The sequence below is a fragment of the Pseudomonas sp. TH31 genome (assembly GCF_016650815.1).
GTDB lineage: Bacteria > Pseudomonadota > Gammaproteobacteria > Pseudomonadales > Pseudomonadaceae > Aquipseudomonas.
This window is the reverse complement of sequence record NZ_JAEKEZ010000012.1, coordinates 1-14513: the sequence shown is the minus strand read 5'-3', so window position 1 is coordinate 14513 and position 14513 is coordinate 1. Positions and strand designations below refer to the sequence as shown.

Here is a 14513-nt window from a genome sequence, read left to right as displayed (position 1 = left end):
CGGTGGGTATGAAGCTCTAAGAGTCTGTTTACGATTTTGTCTAAATTCTCGAAACTATAGGAGCCCAAGCGCTTGCGCGGGCGTAAATTGATCTGTGACCACTCGGTTGACGGCGGCAACGGTCAGCTTGCTGAAGTCGTTGCCCTTGGGGAAATACTGGCGGAGCAGGCCGTTGGTGTTTTCATTCATACCGCGTTGGCAGGATGCATATGGGTCAGCAAAATACCCCCGACAACGGCTCTTGCGCGCAATGTGTTCATGACCGGGCTGTCCATCTAATTTACCGTTTGCCTATCCCTTATCGTAAGAGGGAAACGGTGTCCTGTCTTTCATGGGGCTCATTCAACCAACATGTCCTAGTCATTTTTCCAGTTTTTGGCTCTGTAGGATAAGTCATAAAGACAGTACTCTTTGATCACGTTCTTCGGCGAGATGATGCTTATGAAACGGTGGGAGTGTTAGCGCTGATTTAGCCACCCTGCCGATTGAAATTTGACCCAGGGCGGATTGTTGATTTTGTATTAGCAATTGTGGGTGACGCTGTTTGCGCTGTCGAATCTGTGGATGGCCCGCGAACATTTACTGAACAATGCAGGAGAGGTGCGCCTGTAATGTGGGGAATAGCCGCTGCGAGGTGCTCGCAGCGGCTAAAAAGATAGGAATGAGTGAGTGATCTGAGCATTTTGGATCGACTCGCCACTGTCAAAATCCGCGGTGGCCGAGAAGTCAGCCAGAAACACATGGCTACTTCAGACCATCCTTAACGCGAAAGTTTGTAATGTCGATCAATACAATTCGGATTGAGCGATGAAAGGACCGAGGTCCTGATCAGCTCGGTAAATAATTATGGACTGCTACACCCAAGGAAATGGATTATGCTGATAATCAGCCGTACCACGAATAAACAACTACGCATTGATGAAAATATCACGATCACTGTGTTAAGCGTAGATGAGGCACAAGTAAGGCTTAAAATATGTGCGCCTATGGAGGTCAGGGTACTTCGTTGCGAGCACTATGACTGGAACAAGTCCCACAATGGTGCCACATCCAAGGTGTTTAACCAGTCGTAATAATTGTCACACCTCATCACGTTATTTTCAGATCGCGCTTATAAGTATTGTAGTGGTCAACTAATCAAGGATACGACGTTAAGCTTTTTCCAAGGAAACTCCGCTCAACTCGCGGTGAGCGTGCTGTTAGTCGAAACGAAAACGACTTTCAGCGTTGCTTAGGGAAACTCCGAACAAGTCCTCAAGTATGCTGAAATACACCTTCACCACCTGACCCGAGCCACGCATGAGCCAGATGCGCTTTTCCGACTTTGAATACCCCGGCAAGCGCAAGCAAACCCGCCGTGAACGCTTCCTTGCCGAAATGGATCAGGTGGTGCTCTGGAGTAGTTTGCTGGGGTTGATCGAGCCGTATTATCCGAAGGCTGGTGGTGGCCGTACACCGTATCCGCTGGAGACCATGTTACGCATCCATCTGCTGCAAAACTGGTTCTTGCTGAGCGACCCGGCCATGGAAGAAGCGCTATATGAAATCACTCCCATGCGTCAGTTCGCCCTTCTTACATTAAGCGCGCCGATCCCTGAAGACACCACGGTCATGAACTTCCGGCACTTGCTGGAGAAGCATAAATTGGCGCCTGCGATCCTGGCTGTCATCAACGGTTATTTACAGGAAAAAGGTCTGCCCCTCCGCCAGGGCACCATCGTCGATGCCACGATTATTCATGCGCCCTGCTCAACCAAAAACGAAGACGGCAAGCGTGATCCTGAGATGCATCAGACCAAAAAAGGTAACCAATACTACTTTGAAATGAAGACCCATATCGGCGCCGATGTGGACTCGGGGATGGTACACCACGTCCACGGCACAGCCGCGAATGTGGCCGATGTCACGCAGGTTGCCGAACTGTTGCATGGCGATGAAAACGCGGTCTATACCGACGCGGAGTACACCGGCGTCGAGAAGCGTGATGAGCACGAAAATCGTGAAGTGATCTGGCAGATCACGGCGCGACGTAGCACTTATTCACGACTGAATAAACACAGCCAGCTCTACAAGGCCAAGCGCAAGATCGAGTACTGCAAAGCCCAGACACGGGCCAAGGTCGAACACCCTTTCCGAGTGATCAAGCGACAGTTTGGTTATGTGAAGGTGTGCTTTCGTGGGCTGATGAGAAACACTGCTCAACTGACCACGCTGTTTGCTCTGTCGAACCTTTGTATGGCTCGAAAACAGCTGATGGGTATGGGCGAGTTACGCGTGTAACGCGGGGAGCGGGGCTGAACAGCCCGACGAAGCAGTGCGGACGGGCCTTTCTGCGCTAAGCAACGCTGAAAGTCGTTTTCGTTTCGACTAACAGCACGCTCACCGCGAGATGATCGGAGTTTCCCTAAGCCTGAGCCGGCGCCAGCCCACCGTTGAATTGATGGAATTGTACCGATGCGTCAGATAACGGCTGATGTCTCGGTGCGCTTCTTGGGCTGTGGACGAGCCCCGTGAAAGACAGGACACCGTTTCCCCCTTACGATAAGGGATAGGCAAATGGCTATGTTTATGACTAACAGCAACGATAAGAGTGGGGAGCTTTTAGGCCAGGAGCGGCAGCGCCGCTGGAGCCTGGAGCAAAAACTGGCGATGGTTCGCGAGAGCCTTGAGCCAGGACAAAGCGTTTCGCTGGTAGCCCGGAGAACGGCGTCAATGCCAATCAGCTGTTCCTGTGGTGCAAGCTGTACCAGGACGGCAGCCTGTCTGCGGTCTGTGCTGGCGAAGCCGTGGTGCCCGCCTCCGAGCTGAGTGATACGCTCAAGTAGATCCGTGAACTGCAACGAATGCTGGGCAAGAAAACGATGGAAGCAAAAATCCTCAAAGAGGCTGTGGAGATCACCCAGTCGCAATATGGACTGCGCACTCACCTTGTTGCGAGGGGACGACCAGTGAGGCTGGTCAGCGAAAGTCTCAGTGTGGTGCGCTCGCAATTAACGGTTCGAATCAAGCAATCGGCTGGGTCGCGAGCCCGACCGGGGACAGCGGCGATGATATCCACGATTTGATGCTGGAAATCGTGGAGAAGCGCTTTGGTGATCAACTGCCCGCCACGCAGGTGCAAAGGTTAAGCGACAACGGCTCGGCGTACACCGCCGAACAGACACCCCTGTTTGCTCGGCAGATCGGTTTACAACCGGTGACCACACTCGTTCGCAGCCCGCAACGGCCTGCCCTCTCATCTAGCAACACTACGTTGGAAAGCCGCAGCAACGCGTGCCCCGCCATCACATCGCGCACCGACACCGGCCACCGGGACACGCCACACACCCATCACCTGCGGCGACTCGGGCCAGTCGGTAGGCAAGCACCGGCGCGCACAACGCCGCATTCAGCTGCGGTTTGTTGAGTGCCTGAGCACTGACCATCACCGCACTGTCTGCGGTGAGCGCTTGCCGAGAGAGATCGATGTGCAGCGGATGCCTATTTCGGACCAGACCGGACAGGCCTTGGGCACCGACGATCCAGTCCGGTCCCCGCGCCGTCATCGGTGCGTAGACCACGCCAAGGACCGGTATTGTACCCTGCAACAGACCGACGGAAATTGCCGAGCCCATCACCCCGCTCAAGAAATCGGCGGTGCCGTCATTTGGATCAATCCCCCAACACCATGACTGGCCGCTCAGGGAATGGCCGGTTTCCTCGCCCCAGAAATCCGCGACCAACAGCATCAAAAGCAGGGGCAAAAAAAACGCTCGATTTCCCAGGTCAATATCAGCTTTATCGCCCTATCCCCGTGGCCCGCCGGCGCACAGCCATTCTGTGGCTAAGAACTCGCCGGCACACAGCTCTAGGATGATGACCTGAGGCAGCAACTGCGACAAAGGGATGGCGGACATGCTGATCCTCGGCTCGAGGTAAAGCCGCTCGGCAATCAATGCGAGCGGGAGGCGATGGGCGGGGCATGCCTCTGGAGTATAGAGGCCGGTGCGACGCCGGTCCGCCCTTTGAGGTACCGCACTCATCATCGACGACGCGGCGGCCACCTAACTCTGGCAGCACGGTAGCATGTCCAAAACCGAACTACGCTAAGCAGGCAGTGGCCGCGGGCGGGGCGGAGCGCACAAGCCAAAAGCTGGGGAGTGGCGAGCGCAGTGTAAGGAAAAACACGACGAATCCGGAGAAAAGTGCAGGCATACAGCTCTTCCCATCGATCATTGCGTCGCAATGATCGATAGGTTGTTGCTTAGCGTTTCTTATTGCACTTACGGACCAGCTTCATCACCACTACAAAGAACACTGGAACAAACACGACCGCGAGCGTTGCGCTGACCATCCCGCCGATCACCCCTGTACCGATAGCCTGCTGACTCGCGGAGCTGGCACCGGTGGCTATCGCCAATGGCACCACACCGAGGATGAATGCCAGCGAGGTCATGACAATCGGTCGCAATCGCAGGCGTGCAGCTTGCACCGTGGCGTCGATCAGGTCGTGCCCCTCGTCATGCAGTCGCTTGGCAAACTCAATGATGAGAATTGCATTCTTCGCCGACAGACCAATGATGGTGACCAGGCCGACCTTAAAAAATACATCGTTGGGCATGTCGCGCAGGGTCACTGCCAGTACTGCCCCCAGTATACCCAGCGGCACCACAAGCAGGACCGAGGTCGGGATTGACCAGCTTTCATAGAGCGCAGCCAGACACAGGAACACGATCAACAACGACAACCCCAACAGCAGCGGTGCCTGGTTGCCTGACAACCGTTCCTGCAGTGATAGCCCCGTCCATTCATGCCCCAGCCCTACCGGACCTTGGGCAACCAGCCGTTCGATTTCTTCCATGGCTTCTCCAGAGCTGTAGCCTAGTGCCGGCTCACCGGAAATGCTGATAGCCGGGTATCCGTTGTAACGCGTCAACTGAGTGGGCCCCAGCGTCCACCTGGCCTGCACGAACTCTGTCAGCGCTACCATTTCTCTGCTGTTGTTGCGTACGTGTATTTTCAGCAGGTCAGCTACCTGGCTGCGCTGATCGCCTTCGGCCTGAACTACAACACGTTGCATCCGTCCCTGGTTGGGAAAGTCGTTGATGTAGGCAGACCCCACAGCGGTGGACAGCACGCTACTGATATCGGCAAACGAAACGCCCATAGCATTGGCTTGCCTGCGGTCAACGATCAGTTGCACTTGCGGCGCTTCGGCCAAGGCACTTTCGCGTACGTTCATCAGCACCGGGCTCTTCTCGGCGGCGTCGAGTAACGCTGTACGTGCCTGCATCAAGGTTTTGTGGCCCAAACCGCCACGGTCTTGCAAGCGGAATTCGAAACCACTGGAATTCCCCAGGCCGTCCACTGGAGGAGGCAGGACAGAATAAGCTACGGCGTCCTTGATCTGACCAAACGCGCCGGTGCCACGGTCGGCGATGGAGGCGGCTGAATCATCGATGCCACGCTCAGACCAATCCTTGAGTGTGCTGAATGCCAGCGCTGCGTTCTGGCCACTGCCGGAAAAACTGTAGCCCAGAATGATGGTGCTGTCCGCAACTCCAGGCTCCGTGGCGTTGTGCCCTTCAATCTGCTCCACCACTTGTACCGTGCGGTTCCTGCTCGCACCAGGCGGCAGTTGGATGTCGGTGATGGTATAGCCCTGGTCTTCGACCGGCAGGAACGACGTGGGCAGTCGACTGAAGCAAATCACCAAACCGATCAGCAGCACACCATAGATCACCAAGTAACGACCACTGCGTTTCAACGCATAGACCACCCAACCTTCATAACGAGTGGTCAATTGCTCAAAGCGTTTATTGAACCAGACAAAGAAACCCGCTTTTGCATAGTGCTCGCCTTTGGCAATGGGTTTGAGCAGAGTGGCGCAAAGGGCTGGCGTCAGGGTCAGGGCGAGAAACGCGGAGAACAGAATCGAGGTCGCCATCGACAGGGAGAACTGCTGGTAGATCACGCCCACCGTGCCCGGCATGAATGCCATCGGGATAAACACCGCAACCAGCACCAGGGTGATACCGACAATGGCACCAGTGATCTGGTGCATGGCCTTGCGTGTCGCCTCAATGGGCGACAGGCCTTCATTGGCCATGATCCGCTCGACGTTTTCGACCACCACAATGGCATCGTCAACCAAAATGCCGATGGCCAGAACCATACCGAACATCGTCAGCACGTTGATCGAGAACCCCAGGGCCAACAAGGTAGCCAACGTGCCCATCAGCGCCACCGGCACCACCAGGGTTGGAATCAGGGTATAGCGGATGTTTTGCAGAAACAGGAACATCACTGCGAACACCAGCACCATCGCTTCAAGCAATGTGTAAAAGACTTTGGTGATCGATACTTTGACGAACGGAGAGGTGTCGAATGGCAGCTGATATTCCACGCCGGACGGGAAGTAGCGCGACAGCTCATCCATCTTCGCCTTGATAAGGCCAGCGGTTTCCAGAGCGTTGGCCCCAGGTGCCAACTGCACGCTAATGGCCGTTGATGGCTTGCCATTGAGACGGGTGGAAAACTGATACTCCTGACTGCCAATCTCGACTCGCGCGACATCCCCCACGCGCACGACGGAGCCGTCGGGATTGGCCCGTAGCACGATGTCCGCAAACTCTTGCGGTGTCGATAACTGACCTTGGACCAACACGGTTGCGGTGACTTCCTGGGTGTTGGAATTAGGCAAGTCACCGATACTGCCTGCCGCGACCTGGGCGTTCTGTTCGGCAATGGCGGTGTTAATATCAGCGGGCGTGAGATTGAATCCGATCAGCTTCTGCGGATCGATCCATATTCGCATGGCTCGTTCGGCCCCATAGAGTGAGGCCTTGCCGACACCCTCCAGTCGCTTGATTTCGTTCATGACATTGCGTGCGAGGTAATCGCTGAGCGTCACGTTATCGAGCGAGCCATCAATAGAGGTCAGTGTGATCAGCAGCAGGAAACTGGTCGAGACCTTCTCCACCTGCAGGCCTTGTTGGGTGACTGCTTGCGGCAGACGCGACTCAACTGCCTTGAGACGGTTCTGTACGTCAACCTGAGCCATATCCAGGTCGGTTCCGGGTTTGAAGGTCGCCGTGATGGTGGCGCTGCCAAGACTGCTTTGCGATTCGAAGTACAGCAGGTGATGGGCGCCGTTGAGTTCTTCCTCAATCAGACTGACGACGCTTTCGTCGACGGTCTGCGCCGACGCACCTGGGTACGCCGCCTGGATTTCGACTTTAGGCGGTGCGACATTGGGGTACTGCGCCACGGGCAGTTGCGGGATGGCTAGCGCACCGGCCAACAGGATGAACAGCGCGACTACCCAAGCGAATACTGGGCGTTCGATAAAGAATTGCGGCATAAAGTCTATGTCCGTCCTACTGCCCAATCATTTGGGCAAGTGGTGAGGGGTATCGTCAACCAGCACTTTTTCGCCGGGACGGGCATGCTGCAGGCCTTCGATGACAATGCGGTCACCGGGTCTGAGACCACCGGTAACAATCCAGCGATGGTTAAGTACCTGGCCCAGTTGCACCGGCCGCTGATTGACACGGCCACTGGCGTCCAGCAAAAGCACCTGCGCTATGCCAGCGCTGTCACGCTGGATCGCCCGTTGCGGCACACTAATACCTTGCTGATTCAACGCTTGCTCCAAGCGCACGCGAACAAAGCTGCCGGGGAGCAGATCAAGATCCGGGTTGGGAAACTCACTGCGCACAATGACCTGGGCGGTGCCTGGATCGACACTGATGTCGGAGAACAGTAGCTTGCCCGGCAGCGGGTAAAGGTTGCCGTCATCCTGAATCAGAGTTGCCTTGACCTGATCGCGATCAACCGGTTGCATCTGCCCGGCCCGGAAGGCCTTGCGCAACTCGCTGAGTTCGCGCATCGACTGAGTCAAGTCTGCGTGGATTGGATCCATTTGCTGGATCAGTGCCAAGGGCGTGCTTTCGCTCTGACCTACCAGGGCGCCTTCGGTAACCAATGCTCGACCAATCCGACCGGAAATCGGTGCGGTGATGGTCGCGTAACTCAGGTCCAACTTTGCGCGTTCCACTGCTGCCTTGTTGGCGGTTACGTCGGCGCTGGCTTGGTGGTCGGCGCTGACGGCGTTGTCATACTCCTGGGTGCTGATCGCTTTGCTCTCGATCAGTTGGCTGTAGCGTTGCGCTTGCAGTCGCGCCTGCAAGGCGTTGGCTTCTGCCTTGCGCAGACGAGCCTGGGCACTGTCCAGATCGGCTTTGAACGGTGCAGGGTCGATACGAAAGAGCACCTCGCCTTTCTTTACATCGCTGCCTTCACGGAACGTGCGCTCCAGCACCACACCCGCGACACGGGCCCGAACTTCTGCGCTGCACGGTGCGGCGATTCGCCCGCTGAGTTCGTTGTGGATCGATAATGCTTGTGTCTCGATGGTTTCAATGCGAACGGTAGCCAGCGGTCCGGTTTCTTCTTTGAGAGAAGGTTTGCCACAGGCCACTAGTGCGAGCGACAGCGTAATCAGGCTGAACTTTACTAACAGGCTTTTTGCCACGTAATGACCTCAATGATGCCCCCGGCTTCCAGCGGACTACCGCGCGGGGCACGATGGGGGCTCTGTAACTATTTATTTTCAACTGTTTGCCCAGGCAATATCCGCCTCATACACACGTCGTATGGCAGATGCCGTAACACCAGACCTGAGGTTTTTTTGCAGTAAAACGAACCACCTTTCAGGTATTGCGATAGCTGAAAAATAGTTGACGTAAAGACCCATCTACTTGGCGAAGGACATGACTTAGTGAACGAATTTAAAGGTCGCTCCGATTTTCAGAACTGCCAGGAACGACACTCATAAACGCGCGGGATACTCCTTATGCAAACGCCGGATAGATTTAATCGAGCCAGGTACTTCACCTATTAATCAGCATAGCAAAAACAGCGGCGCCCATGGATCTTATTAGGGCACTACAGAGTGAGCGTTCAACAGTTATCCTTCTGACCCTTCTCTCTGAGCATTCTGCTCAGCGATAGGCTGTTCGTCTTTGTTCAGACTTTTAGCTCGCTCCGCTATTCGCGCGTCTCGCATTTTTTCATACCGTTCGATAACACGATCACCGCCACCCTCAGCTTGAGAGATGATCGGCAGCATGAGCAGGATAGCCAATGAGGAAATTCTAACAATAGACATATACAACCCTTCAGTTAAAGTAGACAGCAATTTTACTGTTAGAAGATTTTTGCGCATGCTGATTAAGTGAAAGTTAAACTGCCTCACTTTTTTTGCAAGCAACCCCATGAAAGGTAGGAACCGGAATAGCACCAGCTATTTATTACCCTAAAATACCATCATGTAGTGGTCAACTAATCCCGGACACGACGTTAAGTTTTTCTTCGGCCCGAGCTGGCGCCAGCCCACCGTTGAATTGGTGAGGCCGAATCCGGTTGTACCGATGCATCAAAAAATGGCTGATGTCGCGCTGTGCTTCCTGCGCAGTTCTGTAGCCTAAGGTCGGTATCCATTCAGTTTTCAAACTCCGGAACACTCGCTCCATCGGTGCATTGTCCCAGCAATTTCCCCGGCGACTCATGCTCTGGCGTATGCGGTATCGCCACAACCGCTGGCGAAACAACCGGCTTGCATATTGGGACCCTTGATCCGAGTGGAACAGCAGATCCGAAGGCCTGCCACGCTGCTCGTAGGCCATATCCAGGGCTCGGATCACGAGTTCGGCGTCCGGGTTTTCCGACAGTGCCCAGCCCACTATCCGGCGCGTGCAGAGATCCAGAACGACAGCCAAGTAATGCCACTTTCCTTGTGCCCAAATATAGGTGATGTCACCGCACCAGACCTGATTGGGGGCTGGCACATCAAACTCACGGTTCAAGGTATTCGGGATATCAAGTCTTTCTACTGTCGCTCGTTTATAGGCATGTGAGCCGGGTTGTTTACTGACTAAATCAAGCTCACGCATCAAACTGCGCACTTTGAATCGACCGAGTTGCTCACCATCTTCACGCATCAGTGACAGGATGCTGCGACTGCCCGCAGCGCTGCGACTTTGCGAGAACAGCTCACTGACCCGGCTACGCAACCGAAGCCGTTCAACATCGGGAGTGCGGCGCCGCAGGCGCTGGGCGTAGTAGCACGAGCGGGTGACTTCAAACACCTTACACAGCCAATCAACCGGCTCATGGGCACTCAACTGATCAATCAGCGCAAACGCTCGTGATCTTCCGACATCAAGAGCGCGGTAGCCTTTTTTAGTATGGATTTTTCTCGCTCAAGCCGAGCGATCCGGGCTTCCAGTTCCTGAATTTTCTGCTGCTCTGGGGTCAGCGCCTTGCTCTGCGGAGTGACGCCTTGGTGCTCTTTCTGAACCTGGTCAACCCAGCGGCGCAGCGCTGACTCACCAATGCCGAGTGAGCGGCTGGCTTCGATGTAGCTGTAGTTTTGCTTGAGCACGAGGTCAGCAGCCTCGCGTTTGAATTCAGCAGTAAAGGAGCGGCGTTGTTTGGTCATCTGACACCTCGATCTGGCGAGTATTCTCGCCTAAATGGGTGTCCGGTTTCATTAGACCACTACACCCGCTGCGTTGACAGCCGCGTGAGCCCTTCCTTCAGATAGGCAAACGGATCATGTCCATTCAGCCGCGCAGCCTGGATCAGACTCATGATCGCCGCGCCCGTTTTTCCGCTGTGCAGTGATCCTGCGAGTCGAGTCAGCCGAAGGGAGTTTCACCCCTCGACTGCTCACAGAACCGTACGTGACAGTCTCCCGTCATACGGCTCTTGATCACGCATTCGATGCACGTAGTAAATACCAATGCGAGAACAGCTCCGGATTCTCTCTTCGAACAAGACGCAGCCGATGCTCCGCTTGACGTATAGAGATTCGGTACTTGCTCTTCATCCATTTGAGCAGGCGCGATTGCAACGCGCTCCACAATCGATAGCTGAAGTTTCTGTACCAGAACTTACCGTAGTATTCGATCCATCCTCGAATCACAGCGTTGTACCTGCGAGAAAAATCCCTCAGGTCATCCGTAGTGGATCGATGGATGCGCCAGTGTTTGATCGTGTCTACCATCCTGCGCATCGCCTTCATCGACGCTCCCGGCATGCACTTACGAAAGAGTTCGCCCTTGGAGTTCCTCAGGGTTCGCACCTTGAAGTCATATCCAAGAAAGGTGAAGCTCGTCGCGACATTGTGCCGCTCGAATGTGTCGATGTAGACAATCTTCGACTTTTCTTCGTTGATGGTCAGACCCACTTCACTCATCCGTCGCGTCAGGCTCTCCCTGATTCGAACAGCCTCGCTCATCCTTGTGCAGTGAATAACAATATCGTCGGCATACCGTTCAAACGGCACGCCGCGATGCGTCCTGTCCATCCAACGATCAAAGGCGTAATGCAGGAATAAATTGGCTAACAAGGGCGAGATCACACCCCCTTGAAGGGTCCCTCGTCCCCGTTCCTGAAGCAACCCCGTCTCACTCTGCATCGGCGCTTGCAGCCAGCGTCGACAGTACAAGATCACCCATTTCGGCATCTGGTGATGTTCCAGAGCCTTGATGATCAGGTCGTGCCCAACGTGGTCGAAGAACGCGCTGATATCCACTTCCAGTACCCAGTTCTTACGACGGCACCGAATGGAACATTGACGCAAAGCATCGTGGGCCGATCTTCCGGGCCTGTACCCATACGAGTCAGGATGAAAGATCGGATCGATCACAGCCTCCACATATCTTTTCACTGCGCCTTGGGCTACCCGATCAGAGACCGTTGGGATGCCAAGGATGCGTTCCTTGCCATTGTCTTTCGGAATGCGCTTTTCCCGTACAGGTGGCGGGAAATACGACCCTGAGCACAACCGGTTCCAGATGCGATAGAGGTTGTGATCGCGCTGCCGATCAAAGTCCGTGAGCGTCTGACCATCACAGCCCGGCGCACCACGGTTGCGGCGTACATCCTGGTACGCCATCCACACCAGCGATTTCGGTATTTCGAATGGTTTTCGCTGCACTAAAACGTCATCCTCGTTTGAGTTGTGTCCCGCACAACGAAAGTGATCCCCACCCCTTCGCTCCAGCCCCATTACAGGTCCTTCGTCACTACTACGGATGAGTCCGTCCCTATTCTCTCGATACGTGCTGAGGATAGGTTCTCACGTTCCCCAAAATGGCCTGACTCAGGTTCTTGCTGCCTTAACAACGGGTGCCGTGCAGTCGGTAGACAGGTGTCCTCTGCACTTCTCGGGGCCCGGCTATACAAGCCCGTTTTGACACCAGTGGAGATTTCGTCGCTTCATCAGTCAGTTCACTTTCGTTCAACTACCTGAGCCTTACGTGACAGTAGTTTCTCTGCCTTTTCCCGAATCGCTCACCACCAACATGCTGAACATGTTCGCAGCATCGGGTCGTTTGATCAGTACGCCTGCACGCCCTGACCGGAGGGCCTACCTCCATCCATCTTGGAACATGGAGTGTCATGCCGCCGTTTTCATGTCGTCGTCATGACGCCTCCTTCGTGACACACAGAGCCAGTTCTTGCGCCCCAACGCCCAAGGCCGGATCTGGTTCTCTGCCCAATTATTTTCAATGGGTACGACGCCATCATCGAGATAGCGCGACAGCACCGTCCAGCGTTTGAGGCTGTAATCCAAAGCTTTAGCGATAGCTGAGCCATCGTGCACAAGTAGGCGCTGGGCGATCATCCAGGCATGCAAGGCGTCCATCACCGGCAGGGCTTTTTCTCGCCGTATTCGGCGGCGTAAATCTGGTTCCAGGTCACCGACTTCTCCGACCGCGCGGGATCAGGGCATGACTGGCACATAACGCCATGCTCCGTATTGCCTTCTGCTTCGCTTAACTAAGTTCGCCGATCTTTTAGAATACGAATGTCCTCGGGCGTGGCCTGTGGGTGTCCGATGGGCATTAGGCCACTACAAAAACCGTTGGTCAGTTTTCAATGCAATCCAACAGGCAAGAGGCTATTTTTTTGACCGGGTCGGTAGAATGACGGGAGATAGTAAGAAGTAATTGAAGCGATAATTTGAGCTGGACCAAATGACGTTGATTTCAGGATGGAGCTTGACTAAGGCGCGGTGCATCGTTCAGGCGATGCGTATCCAGACTTCTAGTCTGTAACGCAAAACCCGCCACCTTTAGCTTGTTAAGGAGAACACAGATGGCAATCAGCGAAGTACTCGAAACACCAGATAAGACAGCTCTCGTCGAAGCTGAGGTGTACCGTTGGTATAATCTCTTCTTTCCGTGGTCACGCGGCGTGTCTTCCAAGTCGGAAGGTGCCATCAAGCCCTTGTACGATGCACTGGCGAGCGAGTTCCGAGTGGTGCTCACGGATGGTCAGATCATGGGGCGGGCGGACTACTGGGAGCGACTCTGGGGCCTGCACGGGAAGCGTGCTGGAAGCCCCGAATCGCGCATCATAAATCTTTCGATCACCCCCCTTCCAGGGGACGTCTTCCTGACGGTATTCGAGCTCGTCAAGGACGGAATCACCAAGAAGAAAATCGATTCGGCGCTCATGCGCATCGAACACACCTCTCCATCGGGAATCTCGTGGATTTACGTCCACGAAAGCGAGCACGAGAGGTCGTTCACGTGAGTCGCTCAATTCCCATTCGGTACGCCGGGGTCGGTGGACGACTCACAGTGTGCCGAGGTTCTCATGGAAACCATGCGCAAGGGCGAGCCGTTCTACGCAGACTCGACCCACTGTTCAGCTGCCACGGTGCTGCGAAGCGCATGGTCTGAAGGACCACACGATATGGCCGCTGACGAAGCAGCAAGAAGGCTGGAACAAGGTGCGCGCGTGGAGCACGTATTGCGCGCACCGACCTGTTCCGGGACAGCAAGTCGCTGCGCTATATGGGCTTGGCGCGGGCGACGATGCGCATCGGATTAATGAGCCTCATGCACAATTTGCGACGGCTGATGACGAAGCACCGGATAGTGATGGGGGTGGGTATGAAGAAGGCTGGAGCGGTGGTGCGAATCGGCTACCGAGATCGCGGCTCTATGCCTCATACCATACGGAAGCCATGCGGGCGATTTCGCTGAAAACGCGCGACAAGAGGGATGCGCTGTTGCGAAAGGGTTGTTCAAACCAATCGTCCGTACACCTAACTACAATTCTCCAAACGCGTAATCGTAAGACGAGTTACTCAGTTGCCTTCCAGATCCAATTGATGCGGTGATCGTTATGACACATCGTCACCAATGATTCCACTTAGAAATGAAATAGCGAGCAATTCCCCGGGCGCGATGAGCAGTACCCCAAATTCTATGCTTTCGTTGGGTCCTTACTGTGCAACACATCGCTTCGAGCAAACGGAAGCTCTACGCGACACCACACGGCTCCATGATGGTGCGATCTTTAACGAGTGACATTCGATGACACCACTACGCAAAAGACTTCTTGGTCGATTGAGAATGCCTCGTCTACGCGACAAACTGCAGTGACCTTTCACCATCGGCTACTTGTCATGAAGCTATTCTATCTGCCCGGCACGTGCGCACTGGGTATGC

Annotated in this window: 8 protein-coding genes and 5 pseudogenes; 4 read left to right on the top strand and 9 right to left on the bottom strand. The window is 54.9% G+C overall.

What is annotated here, in order from left to right; translation table 11 throughout:
- Positions 1-62 precede the first annotated feature (62 nt).
- A pseudogene (locus JFV26_RS09415) lies at positions 63-264 on the bottom strand (IS30 family transposase); the annotation flags it as partial.
- Positions 265-875: 611 nt separating this feature from the next.
- On the opposite strand from JFV26_RS09415, the gene JFV26_RS34755 reads away from it, so the two are divergent.
- The 3 genes and pseudogenes from JFV26_RS34755 to JFV26_RS33365 all read left to right on the top strand — a co-directional run.
- Positions 876-1073 (top strand): carbon storage regulator, encoded by a 198-nt coding sequence (locus JFV26_RS34755; protein WP_201191738.1) that lies wholly within the window; start codon positions 876-878, stop codon positions 1071-1073.
- A gap of 226 nt (positions 1074-1299) precedes the next feature.
- The gene (locus JFV26_RS09405; RefSeq protein ID WP_201191736.1) at positions 1300-2280 is read left to right on the top strand and encodes an IS5 family transposase; all 981 of its coding nucleotides are present in this window, start codon (positions 1300-1302) and stop codon (positions 2278-2280) included.
- Between the two features lie 288 nt (positions 2281-2568).
- Positions 2569-3244: pseudogene (locus JFV26_RS33365) on the top strand (transposase); the annotation flags it as partial.
- Positions 3245-3284: 40 nt separating this feature from the next.
- Here the strand turns inward: JFV26_RS33365 and JFV26_RS09395 are convergent.
- The 8 genes and pseudogenes from JFV26_RS09395 to JFV26_RS09360 form a co-directional block, all read right to left on the bottom strand.
- Complete coding sequence (locus JFV26_RS09395) at positions 3285-3743, bottom strand: inositol monophosphatase family protein (protein ID WP_242487779.1); 459 nt, start codon at positions 3741-3743, stop codon at positions 3285-3287.
- Positions 3744-4243: 500 nt separating this feature from the next.
- Positions 4244-7342 carry an efflux RND transporter permease subunit gene (locus JFV26_RS09390; RefSeq protein WP_201191732.1) on the bottom strand — a complete coding sequence of 1033 codons (3099 nt, stop codon included), beginning with the start codon at positions 7340-7342 and terminating at the stop codon, positions 4244-4246.
- Positions 7343-7358: 16 nt separating this feature from the next.
- Positions 7359-8515, bottom strand: a pseudogene (locus JFV26_RS09385) (efflux RND transporter periplasmic adaptor subunit).
- A 435-nt stretch (positions 8516-8950) separates the two neighbouring features.
- Positions 8951-9259 (bottom strand): co-regulatory protein PtrA N-terminal domain-containing protein, encoded by a 309-nt coding sequence (locus tag JFV26_RS09380; RefSeq protein ID WP_201191728.1) that lies wholly within the window; start codon positions 9257-9259, stop codon positions 8951-8953.
- 61 nt (positions 9260-9320) lie between these two features.
- A protein-coding gene (locus JFV26_RS09375; protein WP_201191726.1) for an IS3 family transposase occupies positions 9321-10483 on the bottom strand; the annotation gives its coding sequence in 2 pieces (ribosomal slippage) (positions 9321-10228 and positions 10228-10483; 1164 coding nt in all).
- 59 nt (positions 10484-10542) lie between these two features.
- Positions 10543-10674 (bottom strand): annotated as a pseudogene (locus tag JFV26_RS09370) (transposase domain-containing protein); the annotation flags it as partial.
- A gap of 82 nt (positions 10675-10756) precedes the next feature.
- The gene (ltrA, locus tag JFV26_RS09365; protein ID WP_201191724.1) at positions 10757-11986 is read right to left on the bottom strand and encodes a group II intron reverse transcriptase/maturase; all 1230 of its coding nucleotides are present in this window, start codon (positions 11984-11986) and stop codon (positions 10757-10759) included.
- A 513-nt stretch (positions 11987-12499) separates the two neighbouring features.
- Positions 12500-12733 (bottom strand): annotated as a pseudogene (locus JFV26_RS09360) (IS66 family transposase); the annotation flags it as partial.
- 416 nt (positions 12734-13149) lie between these two features.
- Between JFV26_RS09360 and JFV26_RS09355 the strand changes: the two are divergent.
- Positions 13150-13590 carry a hypothetical protein gene (locus tag JFV26_RS09355; protein WP_201191722.1) on the top strand — a complete coding sequence of 147 codons (441 nt, stop codon included), beginning with the start codon at positions 13150-13152 and terminating at the stop codon, positions 13588-13590.
- The last annotated feature ends 923 nt before the right edge of the window (positions 13591-14513 follow it).

What these genes read in the sequence shown, in the direction of transcription:
- JFV26_RS34755 (WP_201191738.1), top strand. Translation starts at nt 876, where the DNA reads ATGCTGATAATCAGCCGTACCACGAATAAACAACTACGCATTGATGAA.
- JFV26_RS09405 (WP_201191736.1), top strand. Translation starts at nt 1,300, where the DNA reads ATGAGCCAGATGCGCTTTTCCGACTTTGAATACCCCGGCAAGCGCAAG.
- JFV26_RS09390 (WP_201191732.1), bottom strand. Translation starts at nt 7,342, where the DNA reads ATGCCGCAATTCTTTATCGAACGCCCAGTATTCGCTTGGGTAGTCGCG.
- JFV26_RS09380 (WP_201191728.1), bottom strand. Translation starts at nt 9,259, where the DNA reads ATGGGGTTGCTTGCAAAAAAAGTGAGGCAGTTTAACTTTCACTTAATC.
- JFV26_RS09355 (WP_201191722.1), top strand. Translation starts at nt 13,150, where the DNA reads ATGGCAATCAGCGAAGTACTCGAAACACCAGATAAGACAGCTCTCGTC.